The organism is Enterobacter sp. C6, from assembly GCF_008122455.1.
Lineage (GTDB): Bacteria > Pseudomonadota > Gammaproteobacteria > Enterobacterales > Enterobacteriaceae > Enterobacter > Enterobacter pseudoroggenkampii.
The window spans coordinates 43,121-60,423 of the sequence record NZ_QPFW01000233.1 but is presented as its reverse complement, the minus strand read 5'-3'; the positions used below and the strand labels follow the sequence as shown (position 1 = coordinate 60,423).

The window sequence follows — 17,303 nt, the reverse complement described above, 5'->3', positions numbered from 1 at the left end:
TGCCGTTTCGACAAAACGGAATTCACCCGCGCGGCGGAGGTCACTCTGCGAATGCTCAATCAGCAACTCTACCAGCTCCGGCGTCAGCTCCATATGGCACTGGAAACCGTAAACCCGTTCGCTGTATTGCACAATCTGGCGGGGACAGCCCTCGCTGTAAGCGAGCACCTTAGCCTGTGGCGTCAACCCAGGCATATCGTTATGCCAGTGACCGACGTTCAGCACGCTGCCAAAATCCTCAAACAGCGGGTTCGCCTTGCCTGCATCTGTGAGCCTGATGGGGAATTTGCCGATCTCTTTTTCCGGGCTATGACAAAACGCTGCGCCCAGCGCTTCGCCGATAAGCTGCGAGCCCAGACAAACGCCAATCACCGTTTTACCCGCCTCTATCGCGCGGCTGATGAGCGTCTTTTCCGCCTGCGCATCAAACCAGGGGCATTCCTCACGCGTGGTGGCGGGTGACTGCGGGCCTCCCATGATGATGAGCAAGTCTGTGTGCCCTGGCGTTTCGGGTACAGGATCGCCCTGATACACTCTGGTGTAGCTCAGACTGCAGCCGCGACTTTTCCCCCAGATTTCATAGGCGCCTGGCGCCTCGAAATGTTCATGAATAATAAAATGGATGTGCATTGCGTCTCTCTCTGGTTACATGTACAAGCAGCATCATAAGAGGAAGGGGGGAATGTGAAATGCCAACCGTTATCGATAAAACGCCAATTCACGACGATGCTATCGGATGGTCAAGAGGGGCGATTCGCTATACGCGCGGCGAAGTCGATCCGCCTCACCAGCATTCGCAGGGACAACTTTTGTTTGCCATCAAAGGGGTCATGCTGGTCGAAACCGGCAGCAAACGCTGGGTCATACCGCCACAGCGCGCGCTGTGGATCCCTCCCTTTCAGGAGCATACCTACAGCGTGTTATCCACAACGGAGCTGCGCGCGGTCTGGTTTAGCCCGGCGCTGATAGCGCAATGCGAGCCTTTTAAACGGAAAGACGAGGTTCATGTGATTATGGCCACAGCGTTGTTCAAAGAGCTGATTGCCGGGCTGTTCAGCGCGGAATACCGGCCAGCCAGTCAGCGCAGCATGGCCGTTTTGCTGCTCGATATCCTCAGTGAAGCTCAGCAAATCTCGGCCGAATTACCGATGCCCGTGGATGAGCGCTTACATCGCATTGCCTGTGACATCATTGCCAACAATCTCTGGGATCTTTCTCTGGAAAGGCTGGCGGAACGGGCCGCGATGTCTGAACGCACGTTTTCACGCGCGTTTATCAACGATACCGGCTTTAGCTTCCGGGCCTGGCGACAGCGTGCCAGGATTTGTGCCTCGCTGGACCTGCTCGCCAACGGATACCCGGTTAAGCAGGTGGCCTGGATGCTGGGCTTTTCCGGCCCGGCGGCATTTGCGGCGGCGTTTCGCGCCATTGTTGGGGCAACGCCGGGTGACTTTCTGCCTGAACAGAAGCGCTTCCCAGCGATATAGAGAGCGGCTACTATAGCGCGTCTTTTTTCACAGGTACTGCTATGCGTGTTTTACTGGCCCCAATGGAAGGCGTGCTCGACTCCCTCGTGCGCGAGCTTCTGACCGAGGTGAACGATTACGATCTCTGCGTGACGGAGTTTCTGCGCGTGGTCGATATGCTGTTGCCGGTAAAATCCTTCTTCCGACTGTGTCCCGAGCTGCACAACCAGAGCCGAACCTCTTCCGGCACGCTGGTGCGTATTCAGCTGCTCGGCCAGTATCCGGAATGGCTGGCGGAAAACGCCGCCCGCGCGGTTGAGCTGGGCTCTTACGGGGTGGATCTCAACTGCGGCTGCCCGTCGAAGCTGGTCAACGGCAGCGGCGGCGGGGCGACCTTGCTGAAAGATCCTGAGCTGATTTACCGCGGCGCGAAAGCCATGCGCGAGGCCGTGCCTTCGCATTTGCCGGTGACGGTTAAGGTGCGCCTTGGGTGGGACAGCGACGCGCGGCAGTTTGAAATCGCCGATGCGGTGCAGCAGGCCGGGGCCACCGAGCTGGTGGTGCATGGCCGTACCAAAGAAGATGGCTACAAAGCCGATCGCATTAACTGGCAGGCGATCGGTGAGATCCGCAAACGCCTCACCATTCCGGTGATCGCCAACGGCGAAATCTGGGACTACGAGAGCGCGCAGGCCTGTCTGCATGCCACCGGCTGCGATGCGGTCATGATTGGCCGCGGCGCACTGAATGTGCCGAACCTCAGCCGGGTGGTGAAATATAACGAACCGCGTATGCCCTGGGCAGACGTCGTCACGCTGCTGCAAAAATACAGTCGTCTGGAAAAGCAGGGGGACACCGGTTTGTATCACGTCGCGCGAATTAAGCAGTGGCTGAGTTATTTACGTAAAGAGTACGATGAAGCGCTGGGGTTATTTCAGGAGATTCGTACATTACAGACGTCCTCTGATATTGCACGGGTTATTCAGTCAAAGTAATTTATTCATTTGGTGAATAATTTTCTGATTATGTAAATGTATAACAATTTACGGATTGCCACGCATTACTAAAAAAATAAATAGTATCAAGCGTATTTTTCGCCTTTATTTTTTGAGTATATGGCGTAATGAAACGTTCTCTTATTTTATCTCTGAGTGTCCCCTTTGCATTAATTCTGGCAGCCTGCGCACCTGAACATTCCACCGTCTCTCCGCTAAATACACAACCGGCCGCCAAGTCTGTGAATACCTCATTGCATTATACCGACTGGCCGAAAAATGCGTGGTGGAAGGCGTATAACGATCCCCAGCTTAACGGGCTTATTGCAAAAGCATTAAGCGATGCGCCGGATATGCAGATTGCCCGTCAGCGGATTACGCTTGCCGAAGCTCAGGCCAAAGCGGCTATGGCTGCCGACGGTCCGCAAATTGATTTTTCCGCCGAGGCTGAACGTCAGAAAATGTCCGCCGAAGGGCTGATGGGGCCCTTTGCCATTACCGACCCGGCGGCAGGGACCACCGGGCCGTGGTACACCAACGGCACCTTTGGCCTGACCGCAGGCTGGGATCTCGATCTGTGGGGTAAAAATCGCGCGCAGGTCGAAGCCCGGATTGGCAAAGTGAATGCGCAAAAAGCGGAGCTGGAGCAGACCCGACAGCTGCTGGCCGGCAGCGTGGCGCGGCTCTACTGGGAGTGGCAAACTCAGGCCGCCGCGGGGGAGGTTCTCGCGCAGATCAAACATGAGCAGGACAATATTATCGGTGCCGATCGCGAGCTGTACCAGCACGGCATCACCTCCTCGGTGGAGGGTGTCGAAACGGATATCAACGCCAGCAAAACCGAAGAGCAGCTGGCCGAGGTCAACGGGAAGATGAAAGCCATAGAGGCGCGTCTGGTCGCGTTGACGAACTCCTCCTCCGTGAAGCTTACGCGGCACGCCTTGCCGACGGTGGAAGCCTCGTTACCGTCGACGCTCGGATATGAACTGCTGGCACGCCGTCCGGATCTTCAGGAGGCGCACTGGTATATCGAAGCCTCCATGAGCGAGGTAGAGGCCGCCAGAGCGGCGTTCTATCCTGACGTGAACCTGATGGCGTTCTTACAGCAGGATGCCCTCCACCTGAGCGATCTGTTCCGTTCATCCGCGCAGCAGATGGGCGTCACCGCCGGGCTGACGCTGCCAATTTTTGACAGCGGCAGGCTGAACGCCAGCCTGGATATCGCTCAGGCGCAGAACAACCTTTCGGTAGCCAACTACAACAAAGCGGTGGTGGAGGCCGTCAATCAGGTGGCACGCACCGCCAGCGAAGTCGAAACGCTGATGGCGAAGAACGGCCAACAGCAGCAGGTTGAAAAAGATGCGGCACGGGTTGTGGCGCTGGCACAGGCGCGTTTCAGCGCGGGGATTATTGCGGGCTCCCGTGTCAGTGAAGCCAGAATACCGGCCCTCAAAGAGCACCTCGAAGGCGTGCTGCTGAAGGGGCAATATGTCGACGCTACCCTGCAACTGACCTCGGCGCTGGGCGGTGGCTATCATCATGGCTAAAAAAGGCCATTATCTATACTTACCTCTTTGCAGTTTTTCAGGAGGTGAGTATGACCAGAGTAGCGATTGTTACCGCATCGGATTCCGGGATTGGGAAAACCGCGGCCCTGATGCTGGCTGAGCGCGGGTTTGATATTGGCGTCACCTGGCACTCGGATGAGAAAGGGGCGCTGGAAACCTGCCGCGAAGTCGAAGCGCAGGGGCAGCGCGCGGAGGCTATCCATCTTGATTTAAGCACGCTGCCGGAAGGCGCTGAGGCTATTGAAACGCTGATTGCGCGTTTTGGTCGGCTGGACGTGCTGGTCAATAATGCCGGGGCGATGACCAAAGCGCCGTTCCTCGAGATGCCGTTTGACGACTGGCGGAATATTTTCACCGTCGACGTGGACGGCGCGTTTCTCTGTTCACAAATTGCCGCAAGGCAGATGGTGAAGCAGGGGAAAGGGGGGCGGATTGTGAACATCACCTCGGTGCATGAGCACACTCCGCTTCCGGAGGCCAGCGCCTATACGGCGGCGAAACACGCGCTCGGCGGGTTAACCAAATCCATGGCGATGGAGCTGGTTAAGCACAATATTCTGGTGAACGCCGTCGCACCGGGTGCCATTGCCACGCCGATGAATGACATGGACGACAGCGAAGTGAAGGACGGTTCAATGCCGGAAATCCCGCTGGCAAGACCGGGCCATACCAAAGAGATTGCCAGCCTGGTCGCGTGGCTGTGCGACAGCGACGCCAGCTATACAACGGGGCAATCGTTTATCGTCGACGGGGGCTTTATGCTGGCGAACCCGCAGTTTAAGCCGGAGGGGTAGGTTCCCCTCTCCCTGTGAGAGAGGGTGTTTTTAGTTCCCTCTCCCTGTGGGAGAGGGTTAGGGTGAGGGCATCAGGCCGCACTCACTCCTCATCCCGCCTCTTTTCCCGATGCTTCAGCCACAGTCGAACCCCAATCACCGCCACGACCACCAGAATCAGCCACGCCCAGTGCTTGAGGTGCTGGTCGAGATTATGCAGCCAGGGCGCAATCACTTCGCCCCCCACATAACCGAGCGTCGTAAAGATCAGCGCCCAGGCAATCGCACCCACAATATTGAGCGGCAGGAAAATTTTTGGCGGCAGATGGCTGGCGCCAATGAGTATCGGCCCGATAATGCGAAAGCCATACATAAAGCGCGTGCCAATGACGAACAGATAGGGGTGGCGTTGAATGAGCCGCTGAGCGCGGCGAATTTTCTTCTGATGCTTTGTGAAACGCTTAAGCAGCGTTGGCCCGAAGCGCAGCCCGAGAAAGTAGAGCAGCTGATCGCCAATCATCCCGCCCAGCGCAACCGCGGCGACGACCAGCGGGAATTTCAGCAATCCCTGATGCGCGGCGACGCCGCCTAACAGGGTGATGGTTTCGCCTTCTGCCACGCTACCGATGACCAGCGCGGCATAGCCATATTGTTCAATGAGTGCGTTAATATCCATTACGTAACTGTTATCTCCCTCTGCGTACCTCGTTTAATCATATACCCCATGAATCAACAGCGGGGAAATCAACGGAAATTTCCCACTGTACATAAAATAATCTAAAGCCTGCATTATACTTAAGGTATCGCTGACGGGCCGACAACAAGGGGGCGCTATGAACCATGTCTGGGGACTTTTCTCCCATCCCGATCGTGAAATGCATGTCATTAAAAGTGAGAACGAAACGGTCTCGCATCATTACACGCACCACGTGCTGCTGATGGCTGCGGTGCCGGTAATATGCGCTTTTATCGGAACGACACAAATCGGCTGGAACTTCGGTGATGGCACCGTGGTTCAGCTTTCCTGGTTTACCGGACTCTATCTGGCCATCGTCTTTTATGGTCTGATGCTGGCGGGTGTGGCGGTCATGGGGCGAGTCATTCACTGGATGGCGCGTAACTACCCGCAACGTCCATCGCTGGCGCACTGTATGGTCTTTGCCGGATATGTCGCGACCCCGCTGTTCTTAAGCGGTATTGTTGCGCTCTATCCACTGGTCTGGCTGTGCGCGCTGATCGGTACCATTGCCCTCTTTTACACCGGGTATCTGCTGTATCTGGGGGTTCCAACCTTCCTGAATATCAATAAAGAAGAAGGCCTGAGTTTTTCCAGTTCAACACTCGCTATCGGGGTGCTGGTGCTGGAGGCGCTACTGGCGCTGACGGTGATCCTTTGGGGTTATGGATACCGTCTCTTCTGAGTTCACTGCATTGCTGGCGTAAATGCCAGCAATGCAGCATCTGTTCACGATTATCCTCTGGCGACAACGCCCGCTGACGGCTATGATGCCGAAGCCAGCCTGTGTTTATCCGTTGATACAGGCGGTGTACGTCATGACGTGCGTGAATAATTATCAGAAGTCTCACCATGCTGAAATTCCGAGTCTCTTTACTTAGCCTGGCGCTGTTGCTGGGTGCGTCCGCTGCCGTGCCGGCCGTCGCCAAAACGCCCGCGGTGACCGCTGCCGCTGCCCAACCGCAAATTGCTTCAGGCAGCGCGATGATTGTCGATCTCAACACCAATAAGGTGATCTACGCCAGCCACCCGGACCTGGTGCGCCCGATCGCCTCGATTACTAAATTAATGACCGCGATGGTGGTGCTTGATGCCCATCTGCCGCTGGACGAAAAGCTGAAAGTGGATATCAGCCACACGCCGGAGATGAAAGGGATCTACTCCCGCGTGCGGCTGAACAGTGAAATCAGCCGTAAAAATATGCTGCTGCTGGCGCTGATGTCGTCTGAAAACCGCGCGGCGGCGAGCCTGGCGCACCATTATCCGGGCGGCTACGACGCGTTTATCCGCGCAATGAACGCCAAAGCCAAATCGCTGGGGATGAACAATACGCATTATGTTGAACCGACGGGTCTGTCGATCAGCAACGTCTCCACGGCCCGCGATCTGACGAAACTGCTGATTGCCAGCAAACAGTACCCGCTGATTGGTCAGCTCAGTACCACCCGTGAAGAGATGGCGACCTTTGCGAACCCGGCCTATACGCTGCCGTTCCGCAATACTAACCATCTGGTTTACCGTGATAACTGGAATATTCAGTTAACAAAAACCGGTTTTACCAATGCGGCAGGGCACTGTCTGGTGATGCGCACGGTGTTTAACGGTAAGCCGGTGGCGCTGGTGGTGATGGATGCCTTCGGCAAATACACGCACTTTGCGGATGCGAGCCGCCTGCGTACCTGGATTGAAACAGGAAAAGTGCAGCCCGTTCCGGCCGCCGCATTGACGTATAAAAAGCAGAAAGCGGAGCAGATGGCGACGGCGCAGAACGACTGATGCGCCTCTGCGCGCTGATGCCCTCGCCCCGACCCTCTCCCACAGGGAGAGGGAGAAAACACTAAAAACGGTAACCCAGGTTACCGTTTTGCTTTTATTCCGGCAGCGTCCAGTCACCATCGTTGAGCGGGCGCTGCATAATCACCGTATCCCGCCAGTCGCCTTTCTTATAGCCTACGCTGCGCAGCTGACCGACAATCACGAAGCCGTGCTTTTTATGCAGGCGTAACGAACCGGCATTATTATTGCCATCTCCCACCACGGCAATCATCTGCCGCCACGGACCTTGTTCGCAGCGTTCAATTAGCGCAGACATTAACGCCGTGCCAAAACCGCGCCCGGTGATGCTGGCATCCACGTAAATCGACTCTTCCAGGGTATAGCGGTAGGCGTGTCGCGGACGGTAAGGCGTGGCGTAGCAGTAGCCCACCACGATGCCGCGATACAGCGCGATAAGCCACGGTAAACCATTCTCAGCCACGCTTTTCATTCGATGACGCATTTCGTCGATAGTGGGGGGGACTTCTTCAAATGACGCGCGCCCGTGAAGCACATGCCAGGCATAGATCGCGGCGATGGCATGCACATCATCGGGAAGGGCATCGCGCACTTCCAGTTCGGTCTCGGATAAAACATCAATAGCCGACATGATGAGCCTGCTCCTCGTTATAGAAAGCCGGAGAAACGTTTCTCCGGCGTCAGACAGTTACTCTATTACGATTAAGGAGCGCTTAACAATCTCTCAAATTTGGCTGTAGGAATTAATCAGACGCTTGCGTTATGCGCTGCTCCGCGTCCGCGCTTTCTTTCCAGTATTTCTTCCGCGTTGTTTTACCGATGCCGGGATTCATGCTGTTTGTAGGGTCATTCTCGCGATAAAACTGCTTAAGTGCGTCGGGGGCTTTATAAAGATGTCCGACGTTATGTTCCGCAGGATATTGTGCGCCACGTTCACGCAGAAGGGCGAGCATCTGCTCCTTCAGTTCGTGTGCATCGACCCCTTTTTTGACGATGTAATCCTGATGGAAGACATAACACATAAAGTGGCCGTAATAGAGCTTATGCACCAGCTTGCTGTCGATTTCCGGCGGCAGGTGTTCAAACCACTCGGTATCGTTACGCCGCAGAGCGATATCCAGCGCCAGAATATCTTCCACCTCTTCGGAATGCACCGCCTGGTAACGGATGGCGGCACCCGCAGCAGCGAAGCGGTGCAGGAAGGCTTTGCTGCCTTCTTCCGGCGTGCATGCAAAGAAATCACCCTCAGCGGTTTTGAAAAATTCAGTCAGCCAGGACTGCGCTTCGGCGATCCCGTCTCCGGCCATTTTCAGCAGCAGGTGGTGTTCGTACCTGTCGCGCCAGGTTTTCATTCGCTCCGGTAAATGCGCCGGGAAAACGTTGCCCAGCTTCTGCATAAAGCGGTCGGTGAAGTGGGGTTTGAACAGCGACACTTTCTCCAGCATCGCGTCGGTGCGGCCCTTCATGGTGAAGAAGAACGGCATTTTGTCGGTGCCCAGCTTGTCGATCATCAGGAACGTGTCTTTGCCGTAACGCTCGGCGATGTCGTAAATGTCCCGGTGCATGTACTCGCCCGCCACCGGCAGGTGGGTGAATTCACCCAGAATATGACGGCGGATCTCGGTCAGAACCTCAGGCTGATTGGTACCAATGTAAAATACCTGCTGCTTTTTCTCTGCCGGGAAGGTATCCAGGCGCACGGCAAAAACGGCAAGCTTCCCGGCGCAGCCGGAGGATTCAAACAGGCGGTCCGGGTCGGCGTTGTAGCGCGCTGGTGTATCGGCGTCGATATCCCGCACGCGGGTCACGTAGTCGTGATCGTGCGCGTGGCGGCCGTCGTGCTGCACGTCTTCGTCCTTCACGCGATCGTCGTCGAGCTTGCTGAGGATCTGTTCCGGCGTCACGCCGAGATCGATCCCCAGATGGTTGACCAGCGTCAGCTTGCCGTTTTCGTCAATACGGGCAAACAGCGACATCTCGGTATAGGCCGGGCCGCGCTGCACCAGCGAGCCGCCGGAGTTGTTGCAGATCCCACCGACCACCGAGGCGCCAATACAGGAGGAACCGATCACCGAATGCGGTTCGCGACCCAGTGGCTTAAGCGCTTTTTCGAGGGAGTAAAGCGTGGTGCCGGGGAACGCGAGCACCTGCTCGCCTTTGTCCAGCAGGTGCAGCTTGTCGAGGCGCAGGGTGCTGATAATCACGATGTCGCGATCGTAATCGTTGCCGTTCGGCGTGGAGCCTTCGGTCAGGCCGGTATTGGCGGCCTGCATTAAAATGATCTTGTCGGCGGCGACGCAGGCGCTCAGCACGCGCCACAGCTCCAGCAGCGTGCCGGGGAAGACAACCGCCAGCGCCTCGCCCTGGCCGGAGCGGAAACCCTTACGGTAGCGGGCGGTTTTGGCCGGGTCGGTAAGCAGGTGAGAGGAGCCAACCAGGCGCGACAGTTCGTTAATAAAAGCCGTGTTATCGTTTGTTCGAACAGAAGACATCTTCCACTCCTTGTGGTGGGGCAAATTTCTCGCTGTAAAGCATAGCGCGATTAACTGTTAAGCGGTCGAGTATTCACGAGAAAAATCAGAGAATAACCCTGCAACGTTCTGAGGGTTTGTGGCACACTGCGCTTTTCGCACGGTATGGCCGAGATCGTCCGGCGGTTATTGATGAGAGAGTAAAACGACATGAAATGGCTATGTTCTGTAGGTGTCGCCGTAAGCCTGGCGCTGCAACCTGCGCTGGCAGAGGATTTGTTTGGCAATCACCCGCTCACGCCTGAAGCACGGGATGCGTTTGTCACGGAATTGCTCAAGAAAATGACGGTCGATGAGAAAATCGGCCAGCTGCGTCTTATCAGCGTCGGCCCGGATAACCCGAAAGAGGCCATCCGGGCGATGATCAAAGACGGGCAGGTAGGGGCCATCTTTAATACCGTCACCCGCCAGGATATCCGCAAGATGCAGGACCAGGTGATGGATCTCAGCCGCCTGAAAATTCCTCTGTTCTTTGCCTATGACGTGGTGCACGGCCAGCGTACCGTCTTCCCGATTAGCCTCGGCTTAGCGTCTTCCTTTAACCTCGACGCGGTGAAAACCGTCGGGCGCGTGTCGGCTTATGAAGCGGCGGACGACGGCCTGAACATGACCTGGGCACCTATGGTGGACGTCTCGCGCGATCCGCGCTGGGGCCGCGGCTCGGAAGGCTTTGGTGAAGATACGTATTTAACCTCCACGATGGGCAAAACCATGGTGGAAGCGATGCAGGGCAAAAGCCCGGCGGACCGCTACTCGGTGATGACCAGCGTCAAACACTTCGCAGCCTATGGCGCAGTGGAAGGCGGTAAAGAGTACAACACCGTCGACATGAGCCCGCAGCGCCTGTTTAACGACTATATGCCGCCGTACAAGGCAGGGCTGGATGCGGGCAGCGGCGCGGTGATGGTGGCGCTGAACTCCCTGAACGGCACGCCGGCGACGTCCGATTCCTGGCTGCTGAAAGACGTGCTGCGCGACCAGTGGGGCTTTAAAGGCATCACCGTTTCTGACCACGGCGCGATTAAAGAGCTGATCAAGCACGGTACCGCCTCCGATCCGGAAGACGCGGTGCGCGTGGCGCTCAAGTCCGGCATCAACATGAGCATGAGCGATGAGTATTACAGCAAATACCTGCCGGGGCTGGTGAAGAGCGGCAAGGTAACGATGGCGGAGCTGGACGATGCCGCGCGCCACGTGCTGAACGTGAAATACGACATGGGGCTGTTTAACGATCCGTACAGCCACCTGGGCCCGAAAGAGTCTGACCCGGCAGATACCAACGCCGAAAGCCGTCTGCACCGCAAAGAAGCGCGTGACGTGGCGCGCGAAAGCCTGGTGCTGCTGAAAAACCGCCTCGACACGCTGCCGCTGAAAAAATCTGGCACCATTGCCGTGGTGGGCCCGCTGGCCGACAGCAAGCGCGACGTGATGGGCAGCTGGTCTGCCGCAGGCGTGGCTGACCAGTCGGTGACCGTGCTGACCGGTATCAAGAGTGCCGTCGGTGATAACGCCAAAGTGGTGTATGCCAAAGGGGCGAACGTCACCAACGATAAAGATATCGTCACCTTCCTCAACCAGTACGAGGAAGCGGTCAAGGTCGATCCACGCACGCCGAAGGAGATGATCGACGAGGCGGTGAATGCCGCGAAGCAGTCTGACGTCGTTGTCGCGGTCGTGGGGGAAGCGCAGGGTATGGCGCACGAAGCCTCCAGCCGGACCGATATCACCATTCCGCAGAGCCAGCGCGATCTGATCGCCGCCCTGAAAGCCACCGGCAAGCCGCTAGTGCTGGTGCTGATGAATGGTCGTCCGCTGGCGCTGGTGAAAGAAGACCAGCAGGCTGACGCCATTCTGGAAACCTGGTTCGCCGGTACCGAAGGCGGTAACGCCATCGCCGACGTGCTGTTTGGCGATTACAACCCGTCGGGCAAGCTGCCGATGTCCTTCCCGCGCTCCGTCGGGCAGATCCCGGTCTACTACAGCCACCTGAACACCGGTCGCCCGTACAACGCCGACAAGCCGAACAAGTACACGTCTCGTTACTTCGACGAAGCTAACGGCCCGCTGTATCCGTTTGGTTACGGCCTGAGCTACACCACCTTTAAGGTCTCTGACGTGAAAATGTCAGCGCCTACGATGAAGCGTGACGGCAAAGTCACCGCCAGCGTTGAGGTAACCAACACCGGCAAGCGTGAAGGGGCAACGGTGATTCAGATGTACGTTCAGGATGTCACCGCGTCGATGAGCCGTCCCGTGAAGCAGCTGCGCGGCTTTGAGAAGGTCAACCTGAAGCCTGGCGAAACCCAAACTATCAGCTTCCCGATCGACGTGGATGCGCTGAAGTTCTGGAACCAGCAGATGAAATATGACGCGGAACCGGGCAAGTTTAACGTCTTTATCGGCGTGGACTCCGCCCGCGTGAATAAAGGCGAGTTCGAACTGCTGTAACCTGTCCCTCCTTTGCCTCCCCCCGTCCTGCGGGGGAGGCGTCTTACCTTATGCTAAAAAGGCATTTTGACGGTTAATTCCGCCGTTTTAAGCTACGCTTTTCTCTCAAGCCTCTGAAAAAGGCAGCAAAATAAATGAGGATAGTAGAATGACGATTGCAAAGGGGATGTTTGGATCTGCGGTGCTGCTGGCGGCGCTAAGTCTGCCGCTACAGGCGGCGGAGCCGGTAAAAGTGGGCTCAAAGATCGATACCGAAGGGGCGCTGCTCGGCAATATTATTTTGCAGGTGCTGGACAGCCACGGCGTGAAAACCGTCAATAAAGTTCAGCTCGGCACCACGCCCGTCGTGCGCGGCGCGATCACCTCCGGCGAGCTGGATATCTACCCGGAATACACCGGCAACGGCGCGTTCTTCTTCAAACAAGAAAACGATCCGGCATGGAAAAACGCTAACGCCGGGTATGAGAAAGTCAAAAAGCTCGACGCGGAACAGAACAAACTGGTCTGGCTGACCCCAGCCCCGGCCAACAACACCTGGACTATCGCCGTGCGCAAGGACGTGGCGGAGAAAGGCAAGCTCACCTCGCTTGCGGATCTCAGCCGCTACCTGAAAGAGAAGGGCGATTTCAAGCTCGCGGCCTCTGCGGAGTTTATCGAGCGTCCCGACGCGCTGCCCGCGTTTGAAAAAGCCTACGGTTTCAAGCTCGATCAGGCGCAGCTGCTCTCTCTGGCGGGCGGGGATACTGCGGTGACCATCAAAGCGGCGGCGCAGCAAACCTCTGGCGTTAACGCGGCCATGGCCTACGGTACCGACGGTCCGGTGGCGGCGCTCGGCCTGCAAACCCTGACCGATCCTAAAGGCGTACAGCCGATTTACGCCCCGACCCCGGTCGTGCGTGAGGCGGTGCTGAAAGCCTATCCGGAGATTGCCGACTGGCTCAAACCGGTCTTCGAAAAACTGGATGAAAAAACGCTGCAACAGCTGAATGCCAGCATTGCCGTCGAGGGGCTGGATGCCAAAAAAGTGGCCGCCGACTTCCTGAAACAACAAGGGCTTGTGAAGTAACGGGAAAGGGCTGTGCCAATAAAATGTCATAACCGCGTCCTGCTGCTGCTGGCCTGCGTGGCCATCGCGGCGGTCGCGCTGCCGTTTGTCAACGTAGCCCCAAACCGTCTGATGTCGGGGGAGGGCAAAGCGCTCTGGCAGGTCTGGTCTTTCACGCCGGGGTGGCTGGCGGCGGCGCTGGCCGCGTGGGTTGCGCTATCGTTCTGGCAAGGGCGCACGGCGCAGTGGCTGACGCTGCTCCTCGCTGAAGGGCTGTTTATCATTCTGTTCTGGAGTGGCGGGCTGGCGGCGACGCACATGGCGTCGGCAGAAAGTCCGCTGGCGAGAACCACGGTGGGTAGCGGCCTCTGGCTGTGGCTGGCGCTCTGTCTGCTGGTCAGCAGCGATGCCATTCGTCGACTCATCTCCAGCGCCGTCTGGCGCTGGGTGCTCAACGCGCAGATATGGTGCATTCCCTTGTTCCTGCTGTTCAGCGGGGAACTGAACAATCTCTCGCTGTTAAAAGAGTACGCCAACCGCCAGGAGGTGTTTGACGATGCCCTGGCGCAACACCTGACGATCCTCTTCGGCACGCTCTTTCCGGCGCTGCTGCTCGGGATCCCCCTGGGCATGTGGTGTTACCGCCATCCTTCACGTCAGGGCGGTGTCTTTGCCGTGCTCAACGTGATCCAGACCATTCCTTCCGTTGCGCTGTTTGGCCTGCTGATTGCGCCGCTGGCCGGGCTGGTGAAGTCATTTCCGGTGCTGGGAACGCTCGGCATAGCCGGAACGGGGTTAACGCCCGCCCTTATCGCGCTGGTGCTGTATGCGCTGTTGCCGCTGGTGCGCGGCGTGGTCGCGGGCCTGGGTCAGGTCGCACCTGACGTGCTGGAAAGCGCCCATGCGATGGGCATGAGCGCCCGGCAGTGTTTCTGGAAAATTCAGCTCCCGCTGGCGCTGCCCCTGCTGCTGCGCAGCCTGCGGGTGGTGGCGGTACAGACCGTCGGCATGGCGGTGATTGCGGCGCTGATTGGCGCGGGCGGCTTTGGCGCCCTGGTGTTCCAGGGGCTGCTAAGTAGTGCGCTCGATCTGGTGTTATTGGGCGTGGTTCCGACGATTGCGCTGGCGGTTGTTGTCGACGCGCTGTTTGCCTTATGGCTCGCGCTGCTCAGGAGAAGAGCCAATGATTGAATTCCATGATGTCAGTAAAACGTTTGCCGGTCGCCCGGCGGCGAGCCACCTGAACCTGAACTTTGCCGAGGGGGCGTTTTCCGTGCTGATTGGCACCTCAGGCTCGGGAAAATCCACCACCCTGAAGATGATCAACCGTCTGGTGGAGCATGACAGCGGGCTGATCCGCTTTGCCGGAGAAGAGATCCGCAGCCTGCCGGTGCTGGAGCTGCGCCGTCGGATGGGCTATGCCATTCAGTCTATCGGCCTGTTTCCGCACTGGACGGTGGCGCAGAACATCGCCACCGTGCTGCAGCTGGAAAAATGGTCGCGGGGGAAAATCGCCGATCGTGTTGATGAGCTGATGTCTCTGCTGGGGTTAGAGCCCGCGCTGCGCGATCGCTATCCGCACCAGCTTTCCGGCGGGCAGCAGCAGCGCGTGGGCGTGGCGCGCGCGCTGGCGGCCAACCCGCAGGTGTTGCTGATGGACGAACCCTTTGGCGCGCTGGATCCGGTTACGCGCGGGGCGCTGCAGGCGGAGATGACCCGCATTCACCGCATTCTCGGACGCACGATCGTACTTGTGACGCACGATATTGATGAAGCCCTGCGCCTGGCTGACCATCTGGTGCTGATGGATCATGGCGAAGTGGTGCAGCAGGGCTCGCCGCTTGAGCTATTAACCTGGCCGAAGAACGACTTTGTGCGCGAGTTTTTTGGCCGCAGCGAACTGGGCGTCAGGCTGCTCTCCCTGCGAACGGTCAGCGACTATATGCGTCGGGATGCGGTGTCGGTGAGCGGCGAACCGCTGCAGGCGCAGATGAGCCTGCGGGATGCGCTCTCCGCGTTTGTCGCGCGCCAGTGCGAGGTATTGCCCGTTTCGGATGCCCGGGGCGCGCCGTGCGGAACCTTACATTTTCGCGATCTGCTGGCCGGGGAGGTGACGCGTGAAGGCACTGCGTGATCCGCTCCTCTGGCTGGTAGCGCTCTTTGTCGCTTTACTGTTTCTGATGCCCCACAGCGCGGCGTTGTTTAACAGCCTCTTTCCCGGACTGCCGCGGCCGGTCTATCAGCAGGAGAGCTTCATTAATCTCGCCCTGGCGCATCTCTGGCTGGTGGCGCTCTCAAGCGCCATCGCGGTTGTGCTGGGCGTGGGGGCGGGCATCGCGGTCACGCGGCCTGCGGGCCGGGAGTTTCGTCCGCTGGTGGAGACGATTGCGGCCATCGGGCAGACGTTTCCGCCCGTGGCGGTGCTGGCGATAGCGGTTCCGGTGATGGGCTTTGGCCAACAGCCTGCCATCATTGCGCTGATATTATACGGCGTATTGCCGGTTCTGCAGGGCACGCTGGCGGGCATCGCGGCGGTACCTGCGTCCGTGCTGAGCGTGGCGGAAGGGGTGGGGATGAGTCGCGGCCAGCGGCTGCGTAAGGTTGAACTGCCGCTTGCGGCACCGGTTATCATTGCCGGGATCCGCACGTCGGTCATCATTAACATCGGGACGGCGACCATTGCATCGACGGTCGGTGCTAATACGCTGGGAACGCCGATCATTATCGGCTTAAGTGGGTTTAATACGGCTTATATTGTGCAGGGAGCGGTGCTGGTCGCGCTGGCGGCAATCGTCGTCGATCGCGCTTTTGAGCGGCTCGCGCTCTACCTCAGCCGACACCGCCGCGAACAATAAACGAGTATCCTGCCAGCATCACGCCGCCGATACCGCTTACGGCCATCAGGACAAAAAGGGTAATAATGGCCAGTTTGGTTGCCTTCATCATGTGCTCCTGTTGTTAACGGAACAATTATACGGTGAAGCGCAGCTGTTAATGAACCATTAAATGCCGTTATGGCTCATCCGGGCCAAGGGAATAAACCGGGTAACCATTCTCACGCCATTCCGTCAGCAGCTGTTGCTGCGTGGCGGACGGTACTTCACCACACCAGACCAGCAGGGTCTGGCCCTCAAAAAACTCAGGCTTAAGCTGCGCCAGCGAATGCGCCAGAACATCCACGCGCCAGCCCTTCTGGGTGGCAATCCACGCTTCCAGCCACAGGCGGGTGGTATCGTGCACGTTCCAGCCGACCACCAGCGCATCTTTTCCGGCTTTGTTCTTTGCCGAGGCAAGGCAGACGGCGATGTAGTTGATCAGCACCCCGTCGAGCATGCTGAGCAGCGCCTGCAGGGTGGACTGCTGGCACTGCAGGCGTCGACGGAGCGGAATGAAAAGATGGTTGATCAGCGTCTGTGCCGGGTAATCGCGGCCTTGCTCTTTTATCCATGCGCGCAGGCGCTGAAGGTTGCCCGCCTGCAGGAGTCGCAGCAGGGTTTCCTGCTGTTCGCGCCAGAGGTGCTGCGTGTCCGGGTCGTCGTGGCTCAGCAGGGACTTCACCTTGCCGACCTGCACCCCGTTGTCGATCCAGCTTTTAATTTCGCGAATGCGGTCGATATCGGCTTCATTGAAAAGGCGATGCCCACCGTCGGTCCTCTGCGGTTTGAGTAATCCATACCGTCGCTGCCACGCCCGTAGGGTAACGGGATTGATATCACAAAGGAGTGCCACTTCACCTATTGTGTAAAGCGCCATATTCGCCCCCTGGCTTACGCGTCCCCAGCTTAACTGTAGACTCACTTTGGCGAACCAAGAAAGATTGATTGATTTTTGAACAAACAATGCGAAGCATGCGCGATATTCAGAAAAAGGTGTGATAACGGACACGATTTTGCGCTTTTTTGGGATGCTTCAAAGAAAGTAAACCCGCATCAGTGTATGTTACGCGT

The 17,303-nt window shown here is 57.8% G+C and carries 17 protein-coding genes; 11 read left to right on the top strand and 6 right to left on the bottom strand.

Annotated features, from left to right (window positions below; genetic code table 11):
* A partial coding sequence (locus tag DOU50_RS15660) for a glutamine amidotransferase-related protein (RefSeq protein WP_148769716.1) occupies positions 1–630 on the bottom strand: 630 nt, incomplete at its 3' end.
* Between the two features lie 59 nt (positions 631–689).
* Between DOU50_RS15660 and DOU50_RS15655 the strand changes: the two genes are divergently transcribed.
* From DOU50_RS15655 to DOU50_RS15640, 4 genes are all read left to right on the top strand, one after another.
* Positions 690–1,487: an AraC family transcriptional regulator gene (locus DOU50_RS15655; RefSeq protein ID WP_148769715.1), complete on the top strand. Its 798-nt coding sequence runs from the start codon at positions 690–692 to the stop codon at positions 1,485–1,487.
* 41 nt (positions 1,488–1,528) lie between these two features.
* The gene (dusC, locus tag DOU50_RS15650; RefSeq protein ID WP_090419533.1) at positions 1,529–2,461 is read left to right on the top strand and encodes a tRNA dihydrouridine(16) synthase DusC; all 933 of its coding nucleotides are present in this window, start codon (positions 1,529–1,531) and stop codon (positions 2,459–2,461) included.
* A gap of 128 nt (positions 2,462–2,589) precedes the next feature.
* Positions 2,590–4,008 carry a multidrug resistance outer membrane protein MdtQ gene (gene mdtQ, locus DOU50_RS15645; RefSeq protein ID WP_090419536.1) on the top strand — a complete coding sequence of 473 codons (1,419 nt, stop codon included), beginning with the start codon at positions 2,590–2,592 and terminating at the stop codon, positions 4,006–4,008.
* Between the two features lie 50 nt (positions 4,009–4,058).
* Positions 4,059–4,823: an SDR family oxidoreductase gene (locus DOU50_RS15640; RefSeq protein ID WP_090419539.1), complete on the top strand. Its 765-nt coding sequence runs from the start codon at positions 4,059–4,061 to the stop codon at positions 4,821–4,823.
* An 82-nt stretch (positions 4,824–4,905) separates the two neighbouring features.
* On the opposite strand, the gene DOU50_RS15635 is transcribed toward DOU50_RS15640, so the two are convergent.
* Positions 4,906–5,478, bottom strand: coding sequence for a DedA family protein (locus tag DOU50_RS15635; protein ID WP_024908155.1), 573 nt, complete (start codon positions 5,476–5,478; stop codon positions 4,906–4,908).
* 157 nt (positions 5,479–5,635) lie between these two features.
* On the opposite strand from DOU50_RS15635, the gene DOU50_RS15630 reads away from it, so the two are divergent.
* Both DOU50_RS15630 and pbpG read left to right on the top strand, forming a co-directional pair.
* Complete coding sequence (locus DOU50_RS15630) at positions 5,636–6,223, top strand: Yip1 family protein (protein ID WP_023312454.1); 588 nt, start codon at positions 5,636–5,638, stop codon at positions 6,221–6,223.
* A gap of 167 nt (positions 6,224–6,390) precedes the next feature.
* The gene (gene pbpG, locus DOU50_RS15625) at positions 6,391–7,314 is read left to right on the top strand and encodes a D-alanyl-D-alanine endopeptidase (protein WP_024908154.1); all 924 of its coding nucleotides are present in this window, start codon (positions 6,391–6,393) and stop codon (positions 7,312–7,314) included.
* A gap of 94 nt (positions 7,315–7,408) precedes the next feature.
* On the opposite strand, the gene DOU50_RS15620 is transcribed toward pbpG, so the two are convergent.
* Both DOU50_RS15620 and dld read right to left on the bottom strand, forming a co-directional pair.
* Positions 7,409–7,963, bottom strand: coding sequence for a GNAT family N-acetyltransferase (locus tag DOU50_RS15620; protein WP_024908153.1), 555 nt, complete (start codon positions 7,961–7,963; stop codon positions 7,409–7,411).
* Positions 7,964–8,075: 112 nt separating this feature from the next.
* A complete protein-coding gene (dld, locus tag DOU50_RS15615) occupies positions 8,076–9,824 on the bottom strand; it encodes a D-lactate dehydrogenase (protein ID WP_024908152.1) in 1,749 nt (582 codons plus the stop codon).
* A 189-nt stretch (positions 9,825–10,013) separates the two neighbouring features.
* Between dld and bglX the strand changes: the two genes are divergently transcribed.
* The 5 genes from bglX to DOU50_RS15590 all read left to right on the top strand — a co-directional run bounded on the left by bglX (position 10,014) and on the right by DOU50_RS15590 (position 16,211).
* A complete protein-coding gene (bglX, locus tag DOU50_RS15610; protein ID WP_024908151.1) occupies positions 10,014–12,311 on the top strand; it encodes a beta-glucosidase BglX in 2,298 nt (765 codons plus the stop codon).
* Positions 12,312–12,459: 148 nt separating this feature from the next.
* A complete protein-coding gene (locus DOU50_RS15605; protein WP_148769714.1) occupies positions 12,460–13,377 on the top strand; it encodes an ABC transporter substrate-binding protein in 918 nt (305 codons plus the stop codon).
* Positions 13,378–13,389: 12 nt separating this feature from the next.
* Positions 13,390–14,547 carry an ABC transporter permease gene (locus DOU50_RS15600; RefSeq protein WP_048992506.1) on the top strand — a complete coding sequence of 386 codons (1,158 nt, stop codon included), beginning with the start codon at positions 13,390–13,392 and terminating at the stop codon, positions 14,545–14,547.
* Positions 14,540–15,490: an ABC transporter ATP-binding protein gene (locus DOU50_RS15595; RefSeq protein ID WP_048992504.1), complete on the top strand. Its 951-nt coding sequence runs from the start codon at positions 14,540–14,542 to the stop codon at positions 15,488–15,490. Before DOU50_RS15600 ends, DOU50_RS15595 begins: the two co-directional genes overlap by 8 nt.
* The gene (locus DOU50_RS15590; protein ID WP_048028250.1) at positions 15,474–16,211 is read left to right on the top strand and encodes an ABC transporter permease; all 738 of its coding nucleotides are present in this window, start codon (positions 15,474–15,476) and stop codon (positions 16,209–16,211) included. Before DOU50_RS15595 ends, DOU50_RS15590 begins: the two co-directional genes overlap by 17 nt.
* Here the strand turns inward: DOU50_RS15590 and DOU50_RS15585 are convergent.
* Positions 16,186–16,299: a protein YohO gene (locus DOU50_RS15585; RefSeq protein ID WP_008500895.1), complete on the bottom strand. Its 114-nt coding sequence runs from the start codon at positions 16,297–16,299 to the stop codon at positions 16,186–16,188. The genes DOU50_RS15590 and DOU50_RS15585 overlap by 26 nt on opposite strands.
* 69 nt (positions 16,300–16,368) lie before the next feature.
* Entirely contained in the window at positions 16,369–17,109 is a 741-nt protein-coding gene (mlrA, locus tag DOU50_RS15580) for an HTH-type transcriptional regulator MlrA (protein WP_024908146.1), read from the bottom strand.
* Positions 17,110–17,303 lie beyond the last annotated feature (194 nt).